Here is a 20,797-nt window from a genome sequence, read left to right as displayed (position 1 = left end):
AAGCAAAAAAGACAACGGGGGCCCAGGCAACGCACCTGAGCCCCCGCCGCACGCCAGAATTGTGAAGGCCTAGTTGGCCCAGTCGGTCAGTCCGTGCTCGGCCAGCAGGGCCAGCCATGCGGTGTCGGCATTGACGTCGGCGAAGGTGTCGGTCCCGACGCCGTGCAGGTTGTTCCACTCGTCGGCGTCGCGGTATTCGCTGCGATCGCCCGTGGTGCCGACGTACATCATGCCGCCCTGCGCCCAGCCGCCTTCGGTGGGTTCGGGCCACGTGTTGCCGTCGATGAGGGTGTACTCGTTCAGGTTGCCCGAGCCGTGGTAGAGGGCGAACGTCTGGTAGTTGCCGACGTTGAAGTTCGGCGCGACCAGGACGTTGTCGGTCAGTTCGATGCCCTCGACGCCCCAGTCGCTCCAGATGAAGCGGCCCTGAGTGCCGAAGTTGGTGGCGACGTTGCCGTGCACGGTCAGGTCGACGACGGTGCGGTCGTAAGCGCTGCTGTAACCCTCGACTCGGACCGAGGTCGTGCCATCGACGGCGCTCATGCGGTTGTAGCGGAAGTCGATGTGCTCGGCACCGTGTTCGACGTGGAAGAACGAGTCGTCGACGTAGTCGTTGAACTCGAAGACAGCGAACTCGAAGCGGTCGCTCGGGCTCTTGAGACCGTCCGCATCGCCGAGCGGGCCGACGCCGCTGGCACCGCGGATGGTGTTGTCGCTGACGTAGGCGAAGCTGCCGTGTTGCATGACGACGGTGCCCTTGGGCGTGTCGTAGCGGTCGACGTCGGTGCGATCGATGTTGTCGAAGTCGTTGCCGGCGACGGTGACGCCCTTGATGCCGTTGGCGACGCGGACGATGTGCTCGCGGGTCGAGTTGCCGACGGTGTTGCCGACGACGCTGAGCTGCTCACCCTCGCCCCAGACGAAGTAGGCACGAATGCCGGTGTCGGACGGGGCCGTATTGCCCTGGACCAGCATGCCGGTCGGCTGGGCGTTGTTGAGGATGGCGTTCGACACGTCGTAGAAGCTGTTGTCCAGGACAGCGATCTCCTGCCCGCCGCCACGGATGGCGTTGGCGATCTGCTTGCCGGTGTGATGGACGTTGGCGTTGTCGAAGCTGAGCCCGCGGACCGTGACCTGCTCGGCTGACCGGCTGATCACGATGACGCTCCGGGTCCAGTCGTGCGGCCCGTGCCACTCGAGGTCCGGCTTGGAGCCTGTGCCATAGGCACTGATGACGATGTTGGCGTTCTGGACGTTGATCTCGCTGTAGAACTTGTGGCTCTGCCCGCGGCGGAACAGGATCTCGACGTCGTCGCCGTAGCTGGCCAGCAGCTCGTTGGCACGCTCTGCCGTGCGGACGGCCGACGACGGGCTGGAGCCGTCGTTGCTGTCGTTGCCGTGGACGTCGACGTGAATCAGCGTCCGCGTGGAGGCCACGACGCGCACGTCGCGGGTTGCCGTGCCGACGCGGCCCTGATCGTCCGTGACGGTGAGGGTGACGGTGTAGGTGCCGGGCGTGTCGTAGACGTGACCGGCGACAAAGCCGCGGTAGCTGTTGTGGGCCGAGCCGGCGTCGCCGAAGTCCCATTCGAAGGTGGCGTCGTTGTACTGGCCACTCTTGAACGTCGTGCCAAAGCCATCGCCGTGGACGCTCAGTCCGGCCTGGATGGTGTCGCTGATGAGCGACAGGGCGACCGTCGGGCCGTCGACGTCGTTGCGGACATCGGGCGACGTCGGGTTGCTCGCCGGCGGAACCACCGGGGCCGGAGGCGGAACCACGGGCGGCGTCGGCGGAACCACCGGCGCTGTGGGCGGCGTCACGACGGGCGGCGTGACCGTGGGCGGCTCGGCAGGCGGGGTCGTCTCGGTCGAGGTCACGTCGCTCGACACCGTGAAGGTCAAGGCGTCGACCGGAGCCGATCGACCGGTGCCGTTCTTGCCGGTGAAGGCCGTCGTCTCCAGGCGGTACTCGCCCGGGGCGTGCGACCATGCGTTCAGGACGCCCACTTCGTCGCCGAAGACGGCGTAGGGCTCGTAGTTCTCGGTATGCTCCCACGTGCCGTCGGGTCCGACGAGCTTGTAGTGGACGCTGCCGGTGAAGCCGCCGTCGAGAAGCACGTCGGTCACCAGGCCAACCTGTTCTGCCAGGTGGTCGGCCGAGAGGACGGACCCGTTGGCCAGCGTGATGCTGACGCCCTCTGCCGTCTCGACGCGGACCTGCTGGATGCTCGGGAGCGTGCGGTCCTGGACTTCGATCGACGAGTCGCCGACGCGGCCGCGCTCGATCGAGACGTCCAGCCCGGCGTGCGAGCCGCCGATCTGGCGGGCCAGACGTGCGGCACCCGACTTGGAGGAGCGCGTGTCGACGTGGTAGACCTCGACGGCCTCGACGTCCGGGCTCACCTGAACGACGTCGACCGACCCGGCGAGCCGGCCATCGATTCGGACGTGGTCGGTGCCACTGGACCCTGCAACACGGATCTGCCGGACGGAATCAACATCGACCCAATCGCCGGCGGTACGCGTGCCGTCGGTGCCGACGATGACGCCGCGAAGGTGGCTGCCGTCGGCGTCAAGCTCGACCGCGAGGCCGTAGTCGCCGTTGTCGGCGGCGGCGAGGTCGAGGACGCCGTCATCGATCGCGACGCTGCCGGCATCTGCGGCCATGAGGCGGCGAGCCTCCAGCGGCGAAAGGCTGTTGTCGGCGAGCCGATCGGTGAACCGGCGACGTGGATTCTTCACGACCGCCTTCGCCGCGATTTGGGCGAGGGCGGCGAGATGTGTTTCGGCAAAGGCTTCCTGCGGGAAGCTCCCGGCGTTAAGGGTCTGGCGTGACATGACCCGGATGTCCCATTCAGCCCAGCTTGGCGTCTAACACGAGGGGCGATAACCCGAGCGTCCGAGAACGTTGCCTGCTCCAAGCACGTTGCCAGCTCCAACGGCCGCGGCCCGCCGACGAGGCCGGCGGGCCGCTGGTCCGGAGCGATGGGATGCTGCCGGCGGCAGGTTGCTTCGTGCGACCTGCCCGTCGCGTCATGCGACGTCCCGGAGCATGCAGTGACGTCCGATCACTTGCCGGCGGGAAGGACGGCGTCCTTGGCAGGCTTGGCGATGCGGAACTTAAGCGCCTTGCTGGCGGGCTTCTTGACCGGCTGGCCGGTCTGCGGGTTGCGGAACGTGCGCGGCCCACGCTTGACGACGACCAGCTTGCCGATGCCTGGCACCGTGAAGCCCTTGTCGTTCTTCTTGGCCTGGGTGTAAGCAAGTTCGGCCTGCTCGTCGAAGAACGCGCGGGCCTGCTGCTTGGTGATGCCGACCTTGTCTGCGAGGTACGCGTAGACCTCCGTCTTGGTCATGGGCTTGTTGGGACTGGGTGCCTTCTTGGCGGGCGCCTTCTTGGCGACTTTCTTTACGGCCTTGGCCATGTGTGCTCCGATCTGCCGGTTCTTCCGGACTTCAGGGACGTTCAGCCCACCCGCGGCGGGCTTGCGCGGAAGATATCGGGGAAAAACGCGCGATCAATCCCCGAGCAACGCTTACGACAAGAAAAAACGCACAATTTTCAGCTGAGATCGGCCTGTGCGTCAGACCAGATTGCCTCCGCTCTGCCATCCCGAGCGCAGCCAAGGGGCCTCGCCTGTGCACGAAAGCAAGACGCGAACGAGGTCCTTCGACTCGCTTCGCTCGTTCAGGACGATAGGGAATTCTGGGAAAACTCAGCTTTTCATCAACCGACGCAGCACCGTCTGAAGAATGCCGCCGTTGCGGTAGTAGTCGATCTCGACGGGCGTGTCGATGCGGCACAGCGCCTCGAACGACACCTTCGTGCCGTCGGACTTCGTTGCCGTCACTGGCACCATCTGTCGCGGAGTCAGTGTGTCGTCGACGGTGATGTCGAAGGTTTCCGTGCCGTCGAGACCGAGGCTGTCGCGCGTGTCGCCGTCGTTGAAGGTCAGCGGCAGGACGCCCATGCCGACGAGGTTGCTGCGGTGGATGCGCTCGAAGCTCTCGGCGATGACGGCCTTGACGCCGAGCAGCAGCGTGCCCTTCGCTGCCCAGTCGCGCGACGAGCCCATGCCGTAGTCCTTGCCGGCCAGCACCACCAACGGCGTGCCGTCGGCAGATGGGTTGACGTCGGCGTCGCTGGTCGAGGCCACGCCGTAGCCACGACTGGCGTCGAAGATGCTGACGGCTTGCCCGTTCTCGTGCTTGATCACATCGGCTGGCAACGTGTCACCTTGGAACGTCGTCCAGCCGCCTTCGGTACCGGGGGCGAGCTGGTTCTTGAGGCGGATGTTGGCGAACGTGCCGCGGACCATGACGCGGTCGTTGCCGCGGCGCGCGCCGTAGCTGTTGAACTCCGCGAGCCCGACGCCTTTCTCCTTGAGGTACTTGCCAGCCGGCGCCGTCGCCTTGATAGCACCGGCGGGGGAGATGTGGTCGGTCGTGACGCTGTCGCCGACCATGACCAGGACCTTGGCCCCGTGGATCGCCGTGATCGGCTCGGGCGTGTCGCCCAGCCCGACGAAGAAGGGCGGCTCTTGGACATAAGTCGAGTCCTCCGACCAGTCGAAGAGCTCGCCACCCTTGACCGGAATGGCATTCCAGTCTTCGTTGCCCTCGGCCACGTTGCCGTAGCGATCGCGGAACATGCTCGGGTCGATGCACGAGGCGACCGTGCTGGAGACTTCCTCCTGCGTCGGCCAGATGTCCTTCAGGTAGACCGGCTGCCCGTTCGCGTCGTGCTGAATCGGCTCGCTCGACAGATCGACGTCCATCGACCCGGCCAGGGCGTACGCAACCACCAGCGGCGGGCTGGCGAGGTAGTTGGCCTTGACGTGGGGGTTGATTCGGCCCTCAAAGTTGCGGTTGCCCGACAGCACGCTGCAGGCGACGAGGTCGTTGTCCTGGATCTCTTTGGCGATGTGCTCCGGCAGCGGGCCGCTGTTGCCGATGCACGTCGTGCAGCCGTAGCCGACGGTGTGGAAGCCGAGCTGATCCAGTTCCGACGAGAGGTTTGACTTGTCGAGGTAGTCGGTCACGACGCGGCTGCCGGGGGCAAGGCTCGTCTTGACCCAGTGCGGCACGGAAAGCCCGCGCTCGTTGGCCTTTTTGGCGACGAGGCCGGCGGCGACCATGACGCTCGGGTTGCTCGTGTTCGTGCAGCTGGTGATGGCGGCGATGACGACGTCACCGTGCTGCAGCTTGCCGGTCGCCTTGGGAGCAAGCGCCATCTTCACCGCACCGCCAACCTCGGCGACCTTCTCCGCGACGGCCTGGGCAGCTTCGCCGATGAAGCTCGGCGAGGCTTCGTGGGCGTCACCCGATCCGCCGGCAGGACCGTTACCGCTCTCGAGGTGGCTGATCGCGTCGGCTGCTTGCGCATCAGCCTCGCCCGCGTGCGAGCCGTCTTCGTGCAACGGCGCTTCGTTCGACCAGCGATCCAGACGCGGGATCTGTCCGTCGAGGTTCTGCCCGAAGTCGTCCATGAGAACGCTGCGGAAGCTGCTGCGGCTCTGTCTGAGTTCGATGCGATCCTGTGGCCGACGCGGCCCGGCGATGCTCGGCGTGATCGTGCCGAGGTCCAGCTCCAGCGTTTCGGTGAAGACCGGCTCGCTGCTGGCTTCGCACCAGAGGCCGTTGGCCTTGGTGTACCGCTCGACGAGGTCGATCTGCTTGTCGTCGCGTCCCGTGAGCCGCATGTAGTCCAGCGTCTTCTCGTCGACAGGGAAGAAGCCCATCGTCGCTCCGTACTCCGGAGCCATGTTGGCGATGGTGCCGCGGTCGGCGACGGTCATCGACTTCATACCCGGGCCGAAGAACTCGACGAACTTCCCGACGACGCCGTGGGTTCTGAGGATTTCGGTGACGCGGAGGACCAGGTCGGTGGCGGTGGCACCTTCCGGCAGCTCGCCGGTGAGCTTCATGCCGACGACTTCGGGCGTGAGCAGGTAGCAGGGCTGGCCCAGCATCGCGGCCTCGGCTTCGATGCCGCCGACGCCCCAGCCGAGGACGCCCAGACCGTTAATCATGGTCGTGTGGCTGTCGGTGCCGACGAGCGAGTCGGGCATGGCGACGCCGTCCTGCGTCAGCACAACGCCGGCGAGGTACTCCAGATTGACCTGGTGGACGATGCCGGTGGCCGGCGGGACGACGCCGAAGTTCTTGAACGCCTTCTGGCCCCACTTGAGGAACTCGTACCGCTCGCGGTTGCGATCGAACTCGATCTCGCTGTTCCTGATCATCGCCAGCGGATTGGCGAACTCGTCGACCTGGACAGAGTGGTCGATGACGAGGTCGACCGGGACGAGCGGGTTGATCTTCTGCGGATCGCCGCCGGCTCGTTTCATGGCGGACCGCATCGCTGCCAGGTCGACGACGCATGGAACGCCGGTGAAGTCTTGAAGGATGACGCGTGCCGGCTTGAAGGGAACCTCGGTCGCCTCAGCCGTTGGCGACCACGCGGCCAGGCCGCGCACGTTCTCTTCAGTCACTTCGAAGCCGTCCATGTTGCGCAGGGCGGCTTCGAGCAGAACCTTGATGCTGAAGGGCAGTCGGTCGACGTCGCCGACCGTGTTCATGTCGAAGTAGGTGACCTCGCCGGCGGCAGTGGCGAGGGTCTTGCGGCTGCCGAGCGGATTGTGCGGTTTCTCGGAGTAGATCGCCATGCCACAGGATAGGGCGAAGAAATTTGCAGTTGACACGTTGATTTGGCTTGAACGTCCGCCCGCGTTCGTTATCCTCACGTCCACAACTGCGTACCCGGCCTAACCAGCCGACATTTGAAGTACTGGGAAGAGAGAGTTCGAATGAAAAACACGATGCTTGCAGGCGCGGCCGTTCTGGTCGCTGGTGGTTCCGTTGCTTCGGCACAGAACTTGGAAGTTCTCCTCGAAGTCGACCTGACGGTCGCCGGCGAAGTCACCATCACTGCCACCGACGGGCTGTCGGCGATCGACGCGTCCGGCTCCGACACGACCGGCTTCTACCTCGCCGAGTTTTACACGTCTGACTTAGGTGGAGCTCTGACGTCGACGCTGGTTGCAGGTGACCTGACCAGCGCAAATGAAACGACCGACACGACTCCTCTGCTGTTTCGCGGAACATTCCCTGGCGTGGACACCGGGCTGAATGTGTTCTCTTACACGGACGACCTGAGTTCAACGTTCACCGCCGGTAGCGTGGCGTTCAGTGGGTCCGGAACGTGGACCGTTGCCGATTCGGACGACATCGCTGACCTTCTTGGTGCGAACCTTTCTGGGGAGATCTACTTCCCGGCTGATACCGGCGACGACATTACCGGCCTCGCACCGCTCGGCCTGTACACGGTCATCGTGCCCGAGCCGACCACCGCCGGCCTGCTCGGCGTCGTCAGCCTCGGCCTGCTCCGCCGTCGTCGCGCCTGATCGCGACCGACTCGGGGAAGAGTCACAGGTGAGAGATCGACGGGAGAGAGATCACAGGGAGAGACCCCGGGGAGAGATTCGGGAGACATCCCGACCTGTGTGAGAGAGAGACGAAGCGGCTCCGGACGACAGTCCGGGGCCGTTTCTCGTTACGCTCGCACGAATGTCCCGCGTCTGTGTCGCGACCAGCAACACGCTCAAGTACCAGCAGGCCGGGCACCTGTGGGTCTATCTGAACTGGGCCCTGTCCTTCCGCGCTCGTGGTTTCGAGGTGGTCTGGCTCGACATGGTCGAACCGGGCGACGACGTCACCAAGCTTGACGAGCAGTTCGCATCGCTGCAGGATCACCTTCGCCCATTCGGCCTCGACCGGTCGATCTGCATCGTCGACGCCAAAGGCCGACCGCACCCGCGGCTGAGCCACCGACCGATGCCCGACGTCGGCGGCGATTTGCTGTTCAACGCTCGATACAACCTGCCGGATGACTTTCCGACGAAGTTTCGCAAGTCGGCACTGCTCGATACCGATCCCGGCATGGTCCAGTACGCCGTCCGGCACGCGCAGATGTCGCTCGCGACGCACGACGCGTACCTCACCGTCGGCAACGGCCGATTCGACGATGACCTGGTCCGCACGGACCTGACGTGGCACCCGGTCTTGCCGGCCGTCGCGCTCGATCACTGGCCTGCAATGCCGTCGAGTGGCGGGGCGTGGTCGACGGTGACGCACTGGTACATGGACGTCTGGATGGTCGACGCCGACGGCACGCCGTACATGAACGACAAGCGGACGGCCTTCGAGCCGTACCTCGACCTGCCAAAACGAATCGGCCAGCCGATTGTCCTGGCCGCGAACCTGAACGACGACCCCGAGGAACAACGCCGCCTCGAAGACCTCGGCTGGACCATCCGCGAAGCCCACGACGTCGGCCGATCGCTCACCGGCTATCGCGACTTCATTGCCAGTTCGAAAGGCGAGTTCAGCTGCTGCAAACCGAGCTACCGCAGGCTCGAGACCGGCTGGATCAGCGATCGCACCGCCTGCTATCTCGCCACCGGCCGGCCGTGTGTCGTCGAGTGGTCCGGGCCACGCGCGGACCTTGGCGACGATGAGCGATGCATCTTGCGATTCCAATCTCGAGGGGAAGCCGTGTCAGCCCTGACAGGCTTGGCAGAGGACCCAGCAGTAAGCGCTCCAGAGGCGCGTGCCCTGGCCGAACGGCTCTTCGACGGGCGGCTGTGGGTAGATCACGTGCTGAACATCACAGGTGGGTAGAGGACGGGTCGGGCTCTTCGAGAAGCAAGATCGGAAAGGAGGTCACGACACCCGCCACGCCAAGCGTGATCAACACTGACGCGAGTCCGATGTGTGGCTCCAAAGCGGCAAAGGCGAGCGCCACGACCACGCCGTAGCCGCTGGAGACAAGCTTGTGGTGCGTCAAAGACGACGATATCGGCAAGGCACCGGTGACGCGGCTGATCCACATGCTCATCGGTGCCCCGTTGAAGTTGGCGAACCAGCACATCAGCCCTATCGCTCCGGCGAGCATCCACCAATTCGCAGCCAGACCCGCGGCGACGATCGCGAGACTGGCCGAGACCGAAATCAGGAACTTGGTCTTCCGGAGCGACGCGGAGTCGAGGTGACGTGCGTACCAGAAGCTCGCAAGAAGCGTTCCGATCGAGGCACTCGTGACAGTGACCCCGACGATCGCGTCCGGCTGGCCCATATCGGTCACGAGGCGGATGGCAGCAAAGCCGGGCGCGATCAGGATGAGCTCTCGCGGCACTTCGCTCAGGTGGATGAATTTCTGTAGCGGTCGATTCCGCAACGGAGACACAAACGCATCGGCGACGCGTTTAGCGATCCGCGTTGACGCACGCCCTGTCGCTTCCGAGCCGCGTCGGGCCGGGTGGGTGTCGCGTCCGATCGGGAAGAAGGCCAGAGAACCGGCCGCAAGGACCAACAGCACCGAGGCCGACGCCAGGACCGCGAGATATCCCCCTAGGAGGCTCGCTGCGGATGTGGCGGCGATCGGCGCGAGCAACTTGCCCGACGTGATCGCGCCGCGAACGGCAGCATTGGCCGAACCTTGACGACGTCTGCTGACCAGCTGTGTGAGGGCATTGATTCCGACGAAGCTCGCGCTCACCCCTCCACCGAGCAGCATCACCCAAACGAACAGTCCGGTCTCCCCGAAGATCGACATCGCTGCGATAGCCAGAGCCGTGAGCAGCAGTGCACCGGTCGCAAGCGAGGTCGGCGTGAGCCAGGGCGTGATGATCGTCAGGAGGACCATCATCCCGAACGTGCCGATGACGCGAGTCGATCGCAGGAGCGACCACTCGCCTGCGGTGAGTCCCAGGTCGCGCGCCGCCCAAAGCGGCAGAATCACGTCGCTTGCTGCAAAGACGAAGCCGAACGGCAAGGCCGCTCCGAGTAACGCGGCCCCTCTTCGCCGGCTCCGGCGATGCCGGGTGCTCATGAACGCGCCGCCTCGCGCGCTCGGTCGAAGTGCTGTGCCAGCCCGTACACCCGGTGGTTGACCGATTTCATGGCCGACAGGAGTTGGTCGTATGGCTCGTAGGTCGCGGACACGACGCCTTTATTACTGTTGCGGTTCGAGGGTTCGGCGTTCGTATCGGTGACGTCGTTGTCGAGGTACTTGAACCAGTGCCAGCCGACGCACGCGCCTGACTCGATCAGTGACAAAACGAAGTGCCCGTAGAAAGCGCCGCGGTCCGCCTGCGTGGGCACGGTCCAACCGGCTCCGGTTGTGTTTGACATCCCGGTGTCATCTGCCTTGGCGTACCACTCCGAGACGGTGATCGGTCGACCGGCCCATTCAGCCCAGCGGCGGACGTCGTCGGCAGGAGTCCAACAGCCGTAGTGGTTCACGCTGATGACATCACAGTGGCGACCCGCCACCTCGAACACTGTCTGCGACTGCTTCTCGACTCCGTAGAAACGGCAGCCGAGCACCAGGTGCCCTGGCAATGCGTTTCGCAGCGGTCCGACAACGCGGCGAAGATAGGTGTCCAGCACGAAGCCTCGGAACGCCTCGCGATCACCGTCATCGATCGCGTCGGGCGACAGATTCTGCTCCTCTAGCCATCGCCGCGCCGCTGAGTGTGAAGGGTCGGTCTTCGCGAGTGACAGGCAGTTGTCGAGTATCAAGCGCCCCAGTGGCAGCTCGTTGTCGGTGAAGCAGCCCAGCAGCCACGGGTCACCAGCCATCGGTGCCACGCGTTGGTCGAGTTGCTCTGCCACGTACTCGTCAAACGCGTCGTGGAACACGTAGGGGACGTCACCCGGGTACGCCAGATGCCCCGGAACCTGCCAAGTACCGCCGACCCGTCTGCCGAAGCCGCTCATGAGTTGCAGCTGCGGGGCGTAAACCATCGGCCGCTCGGCGCGTCGGTTGCATGCGTCGATGGAGGCCATCCCGGTGCCGTTGAACCCTGCCTCGTGAAGCATCGGAAGCGTCTTATCTCGCCACGCGTCGTCGCTACCGGCGAATTTGGCGTCGAAGGATCGCTGATGGACCGGGCCAAAGTGCCGGTGATCGACGCCATGCTTTCCGCCGATCTTGCATGGCGCGACGGCGTTCATTGCGATGTGCAAAAACCGGTAGCCTTCGGGATCGATCAGCCACCACCGTCCGCCAGTGCGATCAACGCGAAACCTGCCCGTCGCTTCGACTCGTGGATGCATCAAGCTACCGCCGAACGCAGATCGATCGTCAGCAGAGTGATCGAACCCAGGAAGATCACTGGGCTCCTTGGCTACGAAGGTTCTTCCGCTTTGGGCGTAGGACTCATCCATGTACCGAACTGGAACTTCTCTCATGAGAAGCGCGACCATAACGGATACCAAGGGGTTGTTCTGGGCGATGCCACAACCAAACGCAAACGCCCGTCGCGCAAGTGACGGGCGTCGTGATCGCAGTAGCGGGGACGGGATTCGAACCCGTGACCTCAACGATGGCGAGGGCCTGCTGGGGTTTCGCGACCCCGTCGAAGCAACGGAGAAGCTGAACGACGCCAATGCCGCCTCGGCTGCCCGGCGGCTGGCGGAGGAACAATTCGACGGCCGGCGTGGTGTCGATCAGGTGCTGAACTCAATGGGATTTTGATAAACCGCTCCTGCGGAACTGCGAAGGCGATGCGCCGACGAACTTTTTGAACTGGCGCGAGAAGAAGAAGACGTCGGAATAGCCGAGCGACTCGGCGATCTGCGCGATGGACATCGGCGTTGCTTTGAGCAGGTGGCGTGCGCGGTCCAGCCGCGCCTGGATCATCGCGGCTTGGGGCGTCTGGCCGGTGATGCTGCGGAAGATTCGGCCAAAGTGGTCAGCGCTGTAGCCCATCGCTTGCGCAAGGTCGGCGACACGCAACGGTCCCCGGAAGCTCTCGTGGATCATCGTCAAGGCGTGCTGGACCATGACGCGGTGCAGATGCGTCTCGCTCGACGCCCCCGTCGGCGTTTCGTCGAGTGTGTGATCTTCAAGATCCAGAAGGAGTCCTCGAAGAAGGGCTCGCGCAACCGGATCGTCTGTCGCCAGATGGGTCCGTGGACGCAGGTACGGGCGTTCACGCAGCCGGCGAGAAACAGCCTCGGCCAGGACCAAGTCCGGCACACTCATCACGCGCGGCGGCAGCGCGAACGTCGGCAACCGTTCTCCGCGGCTGTCGAGCAAATCGAAGTGAATCGCATCGACACAGAGTCGATCGTCGAGATCCTGCTCGGCTTCGAACGTGCTGCCCGGGCGGGCGACGATCGCAACACCGCGACGTAGCTCAATCCGCTGCGCGTCGTACTGCATCCAGCCGCGTCCCCTAAGGACCAGCCACAGGTCCAGATCGACCAGCTGCCGGGACCACTCGCGGCCAATCGACCAGCCGGGCTCCGGGTAGCTCCGCGAGCAGCGGTTCATCTTCCAGACGACACCCGTGTCGGACCAGTGCATCTATTTGTCGTACGGAGCCATGGAAAGCGATCATCTTGTGGTGCAATCTCTCCCTACGAACAGTACGGCACTGATCCAGAACGGAAAAGCACATGAACACGACGGCAAGCTCGATCCCAGGCATCGACCACCACGGCGCACAGGATTACCCAGACGGCCTGTACACGGTTACGAAGACCGCTGAGCTTTTGCCCGACCTGTCGGCCGTCGACGACGCAGCGCTCCGGTTCTACGAGGAAAAGGGGTACCTCGCGTTTGAAAAGGCATTCGACGCCCTGGCCATCGATGCGGCGATCGCTGCGATCAGCGATCTGGTCATGGGACGCAACCCGGACTTCAACAACATCATGCTCGAGGCATCCGCGGCAGACGTGGATGTGGAAAGCCACGACGACAACGCCCGTGCCGACCTGGTCCGAAAGCTCACGGCCTTCGGGCGTTACGACGAGCGATTGAATGCGATCGTGAACGATCCGGAGCTCATGAAGCTCCTGCGCATCCTCGTACAAGACGAACCGACGTGCGTCCAGGAGATGGCTCTGCTCAAGCCACCGGGTGGCGGCCGTGAGAAGCCGTGGCATCAAGACCATGCCTACTTCAACTACCCCCAAGGCACCCGCATCGCCGGGGTGTGGATCGCACTGGACGAGGCCCGCTTGGACAACGGGTGCATGCACCTCGTGGAGTCGACACACCACGAGATCATCCCGCACTTCAACCGGCGAGACTGGCAGATCTGCGACAGCCACGTCATGGGCTTGCCGACAGTGGCCGTGCCGCTTCCGCCTGGCGGGGCGTTGGTCTTCTCGGGGTTGCTGATGCACGGCACGCCAGCCAACTTCAGCGGACATCGCCGCCGAGCACTGCAGTTCCACTACACGGGCGCCGGCGCTCAAGGCTGCGACACGGAGACGCGGCTGGCCCTCTTCGGTAGCGAAGGGCGCGATGTCGAATGTTGAGCCAGCGCGTCACTCGAGCTGTGTTCCAGCGTCTCGTGTAGCGTCATAACAAGGTCGCCCCTCAAGCATGCTGCGCAGTCTTCGGATCGCAGTCTTCGGATTCGCCTCCAAGAAGTCTCTAACCGTAACTTAAGCAACCACATCGTGAATACAGATCAGCATCACTCGTGGCGGCCGGCGCTTGCCCTTGTCGTCGCACTCGTCATCCCCAGCGTTGCGCTGGCTCAGGAACCATCTGAGATTCCCCACCAGTCGCCAGAGACCTACCTGGAGACCGACGCGGAGACGAAGCCTCTGGTGGTCTTCGACGAGGACTACGTGCCGAACGTCGGTGCAAACACCGTCGCCACGCTCGTGCAGGGAGATGCGGCAGGTCGTGGTCTGCGTCTTGATGTTGCCGCAGCGCCAGGGAGGTTCCCGGGTGTCGTGATCGAAGCCCCAGAGGGCAGGTGGGACCTGTCGGCCTGGCAGTTCATCAACGTCGACATCGAGAACGTCGGTGACACGCGTATTCGACTCGGCCTGCGCGCGGACAATCCCGGTGCCGACGACGATGAGAGCCTCCGCACCTTCACGCTCGATGAGGTCGTGCCGGGCGAGACCAAGACGATCACCCTGCGGCTGTACGCGACGCAATGGGCTCTGGATCCGCCGATGTCGCTCGTCGGAATGCGGGTGACGCCCGGTGAGGCCGCCATCGACGCGCGCGACGTGGTCAAGCTCATTCTGTTCTCTGTCGGACCGAAGCAAGACGAGTCTTTCGTGCTCCGGAATGTCCGTGCCGAGGGCAAGGTGCAGATGGTCGACTCGTCGCAGTTCCTGCCGTTCGTCGATCGCTACGGGCAGTTCGTTCACGCCGACTGGCTCGGGAAGGCGATGACCGACGACGACCTGGTGGCCCAGCGGGAATCCGAGGAGGCCGAGCTGGCCGCGATGCCCGGCCCCGACAACTTCAACCGTTTCGGCGGGTGGAAGGACGGTCCCAAGCTTGAAGCGACCGGGCACTTCCGCGTAGCGAAGCACGACGGGAAGTGGTGGCTGGTCGACCCGGATGGTCGGCTCTTCTTCTCCACCGGCCCGGACTGCGTCGACGTGCGCTTCGGCGGTGAGACTGGCATCGAACACCGCGAGGCGTACTTCGCCTGGATTCCTGACGAAGACGACCCGTTCTTCAAGCACTCGAACGTGAACGCGGGCTGGGCCCCGCACGGCTTCTATAAGGAGCGATTGCCGTATCGCATGTTCGACTTCCACAACGCCAACCTGGAACGCAAGTACGGCGAGGGCTGGCGTGAGGCGTTTGGGGACATCGCCCATCGGCGTATCCGCAGCTGGGGAATGAACACGATCGCTGCTTGGGGTGACCCAATCATCTATCGCCAGCAAAAAACGGCCTACGCCACACACGTGTGGGTCTCGGGCGCGACGCCGATTGCGGGTTCCACCGGATACTGGGGCCAGTTCCCAGACGTCTTTGACCCGGAGTATCGCCAAATCGTTCGTTCCGCCATCGCTCGCTACGAGCAGGAGCAGACCGACCCCTGGAACATTGGCTACTTCGTCGACAACGAGAAGGCGTGGGGCAACACGACCGATCTCGCTGTCGCCACGCTCACGAGCCCAGCCGAACAGGCCGCCAAAGTCGTGTTCGTGGACGACCTGAAGGCCAACTACGACGACATCGAGGCGCTCAACGCGGCTTGGGGCACGGACTACGCGTCGTGGGACGACCTGCTCCAACGCACCGAAGCGCCGCCAAGCCTCGAGCTGGCACGCGCGGACCTCGAACGCTTCTACGAGCTGCTTTGCGACACGTACTTCCGGACGATCAAGGAAGAGATCAGCGCCGTTGCACCGGACAAGCTCTACCTCGGCGTCCGCTTTGCGTGGCGAAACGACATTGCTGTTCGCGCCTCCGCCAAGCACTGCGATGTCGTCAGCTACAACATCTACAGGTATTCGATCGAAGACCTGAGGCTTCCCGACGGCATCGATCGGCCGATCATCATCGGCGAGTTCGGCTTCGGGGCCGAAGATGCCGGTGGTTTCGCTTCCTCCAACACCAAGGCCGTTGACCAGGCCCAGCGGGGCGAGTTCTATCAGGCGTACATCCGCAGTGCCTTGAACCACCCGCAGGTCGTGGGGGCGCACTGGTTCCAGTACGTCGACCAGTCCCTCGCTGGTCGACCCGACCAGGAGAACTTCAACGCCGGGATGGTCACCGTCACCGACTACCCCCACGCCGGCCTGATCGACGGCATCCGTGAGATCGGGTGTCAGATGTACGAAGTACGGGCTGGTCTTGAGGAGTAGCGAGCTTCCGGTTGCTGAGCTGGGGACACGTGACGCCACCGGCACTGATCGCGATGCGCTCTTGGCAAACAAAAAAGGACTCGCATTGCTGCAAGTCCTTCGGGTTGATCGCAGTAGCGGGGGCGGGATTCGAACCCGCGACCTCCGGGTTATGAGCCCGACGAGCTACCAGGCTGCTCTACCCCGCGATCGGGCCGACACGATAGCCGCGCAGTCATCGTCGTCAATGCGAGGACGAAGATTGCGCGAGCCCAAGAGCGTGAGTGCGTTCGGTTGAAGATCGGTTGGGGATCGTTAGATTGACCTGCTTGTCGAGGAAGCCGAGCGAGCATCGTGACGCTGTCACGATTCGGGCCGCGGGCCAAGGAGGTTCCGCGGGTGCCAAGGAGTGGCCGAGGCCTTCGACAGGTTGCGACGCACGACGCGTCGACGAAGGAGCGTGCGCCATGGCCGGCGAGACGTTGATGCACAAGACGCTCAAGAAGGAAGCGTGCCGTTGGATGTTCCGCCAGGGCTACCGCTCTGTCGCTGCCGAAGTCCGGATCAATCCGCTGGGCATCATCGATGCCGTCGGGGCCGGCGTCTTTCGGGCATATCACAACTACCTGTCGGTGCCGTACGCGTTGCCGCAGTCGATCTTTATCGAGTGCAAGGCCAGTCGCGGCGACTTCCTGCGTGATTGCTGCCGCGACCCGAAACAACTCAAGCTCGCCCTGAAGGCCAAACGTGAGGACTGGCTCCAACGCGGGCTGGTCCGTCGCCACCGCAAAATCCGCGGCCAGGCCGGGCTCGGAAAGTTCAAAAGCTGCCTGCTCACGCCGATGGCGCATCTGCACTACGTGATGGCTCCGGCGGGCTTGCTGAAGAAGGCCGACCTCCCGCCGCGTTGGGGCCTTTTGACGCTCGGCGACGGCGGGGTCTCCGTCACCGTTCGTGCGGACTGGGTCGAGATGGCCAACGCGGCCAATGTCGAGGCGTGCATCGCACGAACCCTGACCGGTGACATCCACCGGGCCGACGATCGGGCCATCGGCAGCGTCAACCGGGAGCTCTTTGCCCAGCAGCAGCAGCTCGCAGACCGAATTCGCGCACTCGGTCCGGTCCTCGTCGAGCAGCAACGCGCCGCCACCACGATCGATCGCCCGGCGACGCTTTTTGCCGACCCTGATCCCAAGCCCGAACCCGTCACAGCCGGCGATGCGATGCGGCCGAGCGTGAAACGCAAGCCAAGTGGCCGACGTCGCGTCGTCGCTTGAGAACGGAAGCTTTCCGCCATTTCGGCTAAGAAGGCTGGCCTCGGCACGTTACAGTTGAGGCATGGCCCACTCTTCGACGCTGCGTCCGCTCCTGCTTCTGGCCGCGGCGACGTGCCTTGCCTCGTCGCTGACGTGGGCGGATCAGCCCACACCGGATCCGGCCGACGCCGAAGTCCAGGCCGCGCTGCTGGCACTCGATTCCCCTGACTTTGCCAGCCGCGAGGCCGGTCAGCAGTACCTTTATCAGCTTGCCACGACCGAGCCGACACTTCGGGCGATGATCGTCGAGGCGTCCGAAGATCATGCGTCGGACGAAGTCCGAGCCCGGGCTGCCGTCGTGCTCGATCTACTCGAAGAACGCGATCGCTTCGGCGAGACGCGTGTGACGCTCGACATCGACGGGACCGCCGACGACGCGCTGGCGGCGCTGCTCAGCCTGCTCGACATCGACGCCGGCGAGCGGCCGAGTCCGGATCAGGACGATCAACGGTTCAACGTCCACAGGCGCGTCGTCGCCGACTGGGGCGATCCAGACGACGCACAGAAGCCACTCAAGCTGGTGCTCGACGACGTGCCGTTCTGGGACGCGGTCGAGGCCATCGGCGAGGCGATCAACTACTGGCCTGGCGAGCACGATCACCCGCAGGTCTGGCGCGACCGGCAGACCCTCGGCATCCGACCCGTCTCGCTGGTCGGCGAAACCAACGACGACGTCGTCGGCTACGTGCCGGCCGCTCGGGTCGAGCTGATGCAGGCCACACGCAACCGCAACGGCTCGATGGAGTTTGTCCGCAATGACGCCGGCGACATCAACCCGTCACGCTCGAACACCGGGCAGGCTCTGAATCTGCAGCTGCGTCTCCTCGTCGAACCCAAGCTGCTCCTGGCGGGCAACCAGCAGAGTCTCGTTGTCGACGAGGCAATCGACGAGCGCGGCAACAACCTCGCACCACCGACCGAACAGTCACGTCACCATCGGCACTACGTCCGGAGCAATCGTTTCTTTCGATTGGTCAACCTCCCGCTCGACGCCGAGGCCGGCGCCGAGAGCGAGAGGCTCCAGCGGCTCTCGGGCCGGGTGATCCTGACGGTCGCGGAGGGTCGCGAGACGTTCGAGACCGACATCACCGAAGAGGCCGAGTCGCTCGCGGTCAAGGTGACGGACGACAACGGCACGCCGCAGCAGGGCTTGGATCAGGACGACGACGCGTGGTCTGTCCCCGTCGGTGCACAAGGGCAGGTCGGCGACATGCAGTTCGAGCTGGAATCGCTGCGCATCGAAAACCCCGCGGCACTGCAGGGCATGCTGCAGAACCGGGCGCAGATTCGTCGGCAGCAGGAGCGCGAACTCGACGCGGCCGATCGGCTGCCGACGCTGTCGCTGCGATTCATCGTTGACACGGCCGATCGCGACGAGCTTCGACTTCACGCCGACGCGTTGAAGGTGGTCGACACCGACGGTCGTGCGTGGCAGCCGTCAGGAAGCCGCTGGCGAAGCCACTCGGAAGTGCCCGGCAAGTCGATGTTCACGCAAACGTTCACTGACTGGAGCGGCCAGCTTGACCCGCCTGCACGCGTGGTGTGGACCATCCCGACGTCGACGCGCGATCTGTCCGTGCCGTTCGCGTTCGAGAACGTTCCGCTGCCGGCGCGGTAGCGAATCGGTTGTCGCATGTCAGACGCCACACCGCGCAGCTGTTTGCTCTAGACTCTCCGCGATGCGGCAGTCGTTGTTGCTGACTTTCACGAGTGGCCTTGCCCTGATGGCCGGCGCAGAGCGCGCCGGTGCGCAAGACGACGCCGAAGCGCAGCCGACGACACAGGTCGCTGACGAAGCCCGGGTTTCGGAGGCGACGATCAATCGTCTGCTCGACGGTGACGCGGCGCTGACCGTGTCGAATCGGCCGTTGCCGGAGGTGCTTGCAGAGATCACGCGTCAGACGAACGTGCCGTTTCAAGTGCCGGACGAGACGTGGCACACGCTGCCGTACGGCATGGAGACGCCGATCAGCGTCAGCGTCACCGCGACGCCGCTGCGACAGACGATCGCTGCGATCGCGCAGCGATTGGGCCTGCAGTACGTCGCCCGCGACGGCCGGGTGGAGATGCTCCCGCTGCCGTCGCTTCGGCGGGTCGGTCGTCGGACCACCGTGGAAGAGGTCGCCATGCTCGACCTGCTCAGCGGCCTCCGGCTCGATCTCGTTGAGGATCGCCCGACGGTCGCGCAGTTGCTCGAGGCCGTCGATCTTGCGTTGGAAGAGGTCGACAGCGCCGCTCAGGAAGCTGGTCGAACCCAGCCGGGTTACGTGGTCGACAATCGCCTGCCCGACATGCTGCGCGAGCGGCCAGTCTTCGTCTCGCGCGACGCGACGCTGGCCTCGGCGATGGAAGCGATCGCCCAGCAGACGGCCGCAACGTGGTACCCCGACTCGGCGAAGCTGATCGTCCTGCCGAAGGACGAGTGGGTTCTGCGAGCACTCGATCGTCCAGTGCGACTCGCATACGAGCGTGCGGAGCTTCAACAGGTCATCGACGATCTAGAACGGCTCGCGGGTCTGCCGTTCCGGATCGCGCCCGGTTCGCTTGCGAAAGTCGAACCGCGATTCCAGCAGGTTCGGCTTTACCTCGAGGAAGCCACCATTCGTCAAGCCCTCGACAGCCTCGGCGGTATCACCGGGCTCGCGTGGGAGGTCGACAGCGACGGCGTCTATCTCGACCACGTCACGTCCGATGGCTTCGAGCCGGGCAGACCTCGCGCTGCCGTTGCCGGGTTCCGGAATGCGGAGCTTCCGGTCCTTCTGGTCGACCTCGGCGACGGCCGATCGCTGCTGGTCTACGAGAGCGAGCTCCCACGCGAGGCCCGCGAACGACTCGCTCGCAAGCGTGCAGACGCCGTCGACGCACTCGTCCGCGGAGAGCCGACCAGCCGACCAGCTGAGTGAACGCGGCGGCACCTCAATGCCGCGATCCGGGCACGCTCACTGGGGAACCTTCCTCCCGGGCGACGTCGGTTTTTGCATCGCTTCCCCGACAGCCGGCAGCAGCTTCCCGCTGTTGAACCGCCCACCCGGATCGAACGCCCGTTTTGTCGATCGGAAGGCTTCGAGCGTCGCGTCGTCGAACAGTCGCGGCATCATCGTGAGCTTCTCCAGGCCCACGCCATGCTCGCCCGTGATCGTCCCGCCAGCGTCGATGCAGGCTTGCAAGACCTCCTCGGCCGCGATCAGGACGTTGTCAATCTCGGCCTGATTTCGGTCGTCGTACAGGAAGATCGGGTGCACGTTGCCGTCACCGGCGTGGAAGACGTTGTTGATCGACAGGCCACGTCGCTTGCCGATCTCGTCGACCTTGGCCAGCACCTCAGCCAGTTTGCTCCGCGGGACGCATGCGTCTTGCGTGCAGTAACTTGGGCTAATCCGGCCGATGGCACCGAAGGCCTTCTTGCGTGCGGTCCAGAGCTCCGCCTTGCGAGCAGCGTCGGAGGCTGTCTCGACCGTCAAGGCGTCTCGACCGCGAAGCAGGTCGCAGACTTCGTCACAGGCGCGATCGAGGATGGGCGCTGGATCGTCGAGCTCGATGAGCAGCATCGCTTCTGCCGCCGGGTCGATGCCGAGGTGGAAGATGTCCTCGACGACCTTCACCATCCGGCCGTCGAGCATTTCCATCGCCGCGGGCAGATGGCCGGCACCGACGATGTCGCCGACGGCGTCACACGCATCGGCCTGGCTGCCAAAGGTCGCGACGATCGTGCGGAACGCAGTGCGGATGGGCGTAAGCTTCGCGACGACCTCGACGACGAGGCCGAGCGTTCCTTCGCTGCCACAGACGACACCCGCAAGGTCGAAGCCTCCCGCGTTGTCGATCTCGACGAGCCTGCCCTCGGCCGTGCAGAT

15 protein-coding genes and 1 tRNA gene are annotated in these 20,797 nt (G+C 64.6%); 8 read left to right on the top strand and 8 right to left on the bottom strand.

Annotation, left to right across the window (positions count from 1 at the left end; translation table 11 throughout):
- Positions 1 to 69: 69 nt before the first annotated feature.
- From AAGI46_04980 to AAGI46_04970, 3 genes are all read right to left on the bottom strand, one after another.
- Positions 70 to 2,838: a PKD domain-containing protein gene (locus AAGI46_04980; GenBank protein ID MEM1011558.1), complete on the bottom strand. Its 2,769-nt coding sequence runs from the start codon at positions 2,836 to 2,838 to the stop codon at positions 70 to 72.
- Between the two features lie 230 nt (positions 2,839 to 3,068).
- Entirely contained in the window at positions 3,069 to 3,425 is a 357-nt protein-coding gene (locus AAGI46_04975) for an HU family DNA-binding protein (protein MEM1011557.1), read from the bottom strand.
- Positions 3,426 to 3,716: 291 nt separating this feature from the next.
- Positions 3,717 to 6,668, bottom strand: coding sequence for an aconitate hydratase (locus AAGI46_04970; GenBank protein MEM1011556.1), 2,952 nt, complete (start codon positions 6,666 to 6,668; stop codon positions 3,717 to 3,719).
- A 141-nt stretch (positions 6,669 to 6,809) separates the two neighbouring features.
- On the opposite strand from AAGI46_04970, the gene AAGI46_04965 reads away from it, so the two are divergent.
- Both AAGI46_04965 and AAGI46_04960 read left to right on the top strand, forming a co-directional pair.
- Positions 6,810 to 7,406: a PEP-CTERM sorting domain-containing protein gene (locus AAGI46_04965; GenBank protein MEM1011555.1), complete on the top strand. Its 597-nt coding sequence runs from the start codon at positions 6,810 to 6,812 to the stop codon at positions 7,404 to 7,406.
- A gap of 163 nt (positions 7,407 to 7,569) precedes the next feature.
- On the top strand, positions 7,570 to 8,682 hold the full coding sequence (locus tag AAGI46_04960) for a hypothetical protein (GenBank protein ID MEM1011554.1): 1,113 nt from the start codon (positions 7,570 to 7,572) through the stop codon (positions 8,680 to 8,682).
- Here the strand turns inward: AAGI46_04960 and AAGI46_04955 are convergent.
- Both AAGI46_04955 and AAGI46_04950 read right to left on the bottom strand, forming a co-directional pair.
- On the bottom strand, positions 8,669 to 9,802 hold the full coding sequence (locus tag AAGI46_04955) for a hypothetical protein (GenBank protein MEM1011553.1): 1,134 nt from the start codon (positions 9,800 to 9,802) through the stop codon (positions 8,669 to 8,671). The two genes, AAGI46_04960 and AAGI46_04955, sit on opposite strands and share 14 nt — an antisense overlap.
- A gap of 86 nt (positions 9,803 to 9,888) precedes the next feature.
- Complete coding sequence (locus tag AAGI46_04950) at positions 9,889 to 10,884, bottom strand: hypothetical protein (protein MEM1011552.1); 996 nt, start codon at positions 10,882 to 10,884, stop codon at positions 9,889 to 9,891.
- Here AAGI46_04950 and AAGI46_04945 point away from each other — a divergent pair.
- Entirely contained in the window at positions 10,876 to 11,337 is a 462-nt protein-coding gene (locus AAGI46_04945) for a hypothetical protein (GenBank protein MEM1011551.1), read from the top strand. The genes AAGI46_04950 and AAGI46_04945 overlap by 9 nt on opposite strands.
- 190 nt (positions 11,338 to 11,527) lie before the next feature.
- On the opposite strand, the gene AAGI46_04940 is transcribed toward AAGI46_04945, so the two are convergent.
- On the bottom strand, positions 11,528 to 12,376 hold the full coding sequence (locus tag AAGI46_04940; GenBank protein ID MEM1011550.1) for an AraC family transcriptional regulator: 849 nt from the start codon (positions 12,374 to 12,376) through the stop codon (positions 11,528 to 11,530).
- 92 nt (positions 12,377 to 12,468) lie between these two features.
- Here AAGI46_04940 and AAGI46_04935 point away from each other — a divergent pair, with 92 nt between their 5' ends.
- Together AAGI46_04935 and AAGI46_04930 are read left to right on the top strand one after the other, a co-directional pair.
- On the top strand, positions 12,469 to 13,335 hold the full coding sequence (locus AAGI46_04935; GenBank protein MEM1011549.1) for a phytanoyl-CoA dioxygenase family protein: 867 nt from the start codon (positions 12,469 to 12,471) through the stop codon (positions 13,333 to 13,335).
- Between the two features lie 144 nt (positions 13,336 to 13,479).
- Positions 13,480 to 15,648, top strand: a complete 2,169-nt coding sequence (locus tag AAGI46_04930; GenBank protein ID MEM1011548.1) for a beta-galactosidase — start codon at positions 13,480 to 13,482, stop codon at positions 15,646 to 15,648.
- A gap of 114 nt (positions 15,649 to 15,762) precedes the next feature.
- Here the strand turns inward: AAGI46_04930 and AAGI46_04925 are convergent.
- Positions 15,763 to 15,836, bottom strand: a tRNA-Met gene (locus AAGI46_04925).
- Positions 15,837 to 16,094: 258 nt separating this feature from the next.
- On the opposite strand from AAGI46_04925, the gene AAGI46_04920 reads away from it, so the two are divergent.
- From AAGI46_04920 to AAGI46_04910, 3 genes are all read left to right on the top strand, one after another.
- The gene (locus AAGI46_04920) at positions 16,095 to 16,904 is read left to right on the top strand and encodes a hypothetical protein (GenBank protein MEM1011547.1); all 810 of its coding nucleotides are present in this window, start codon (positions 16,095 to 16,097) and stop codon (positions 16,902 to 16,904) included.
- A 61-nt stretch (positions 16,905 to 16,965) separates the two neighbouring features.
- Entirely contained in the window at positions 16,966 to 18,561 is a 1,596-nt protein-coding gene (locus AAGI46_04915; protein MEM1011546.1) for a hypothetical protein, read from the top strand.
- Positions 18,562 to 18,622: 61 nt separating this feature from the next.
- Positions 18,623 to 19,846, top strand: a complete 1,224-nt coding sequence (locus AAGI46_04910) for a hypothetical protein (GenBank protein ID MEM1011545.1) — start codon at positions 18,623 to 18,625, stop codon at positions 19,844 to 19,846.
- A 36-nt stretch (positions 19,847 to 19,882) separates the two neighbouring features.
- Here the strand turns inward: AAGI46_04910 and AAGI46_04905 are convergent.
- Positions 19,883 to 20,797 (bottom strand): FAD-linked oxidase C-terminal domain-containing protein (locus AAGI46_04905; GenBank protein ID MEM1011544.1); only part of this gene is annotated, 915 nt, incomplete at its 5' end.

The organism is Planctomycetota bacterium (assembly GCA_038746835.1).
GTDB lineage: Bacteria > Planctomycetota > Phycisphaerae > Tepidisphaerales > Tepidisphaeraceae > JBCDKH01.
Note: the sequence above shows the minus strand (reverse complement) of the source record. Positions and strands in the feature narration are given on the sequence as shown.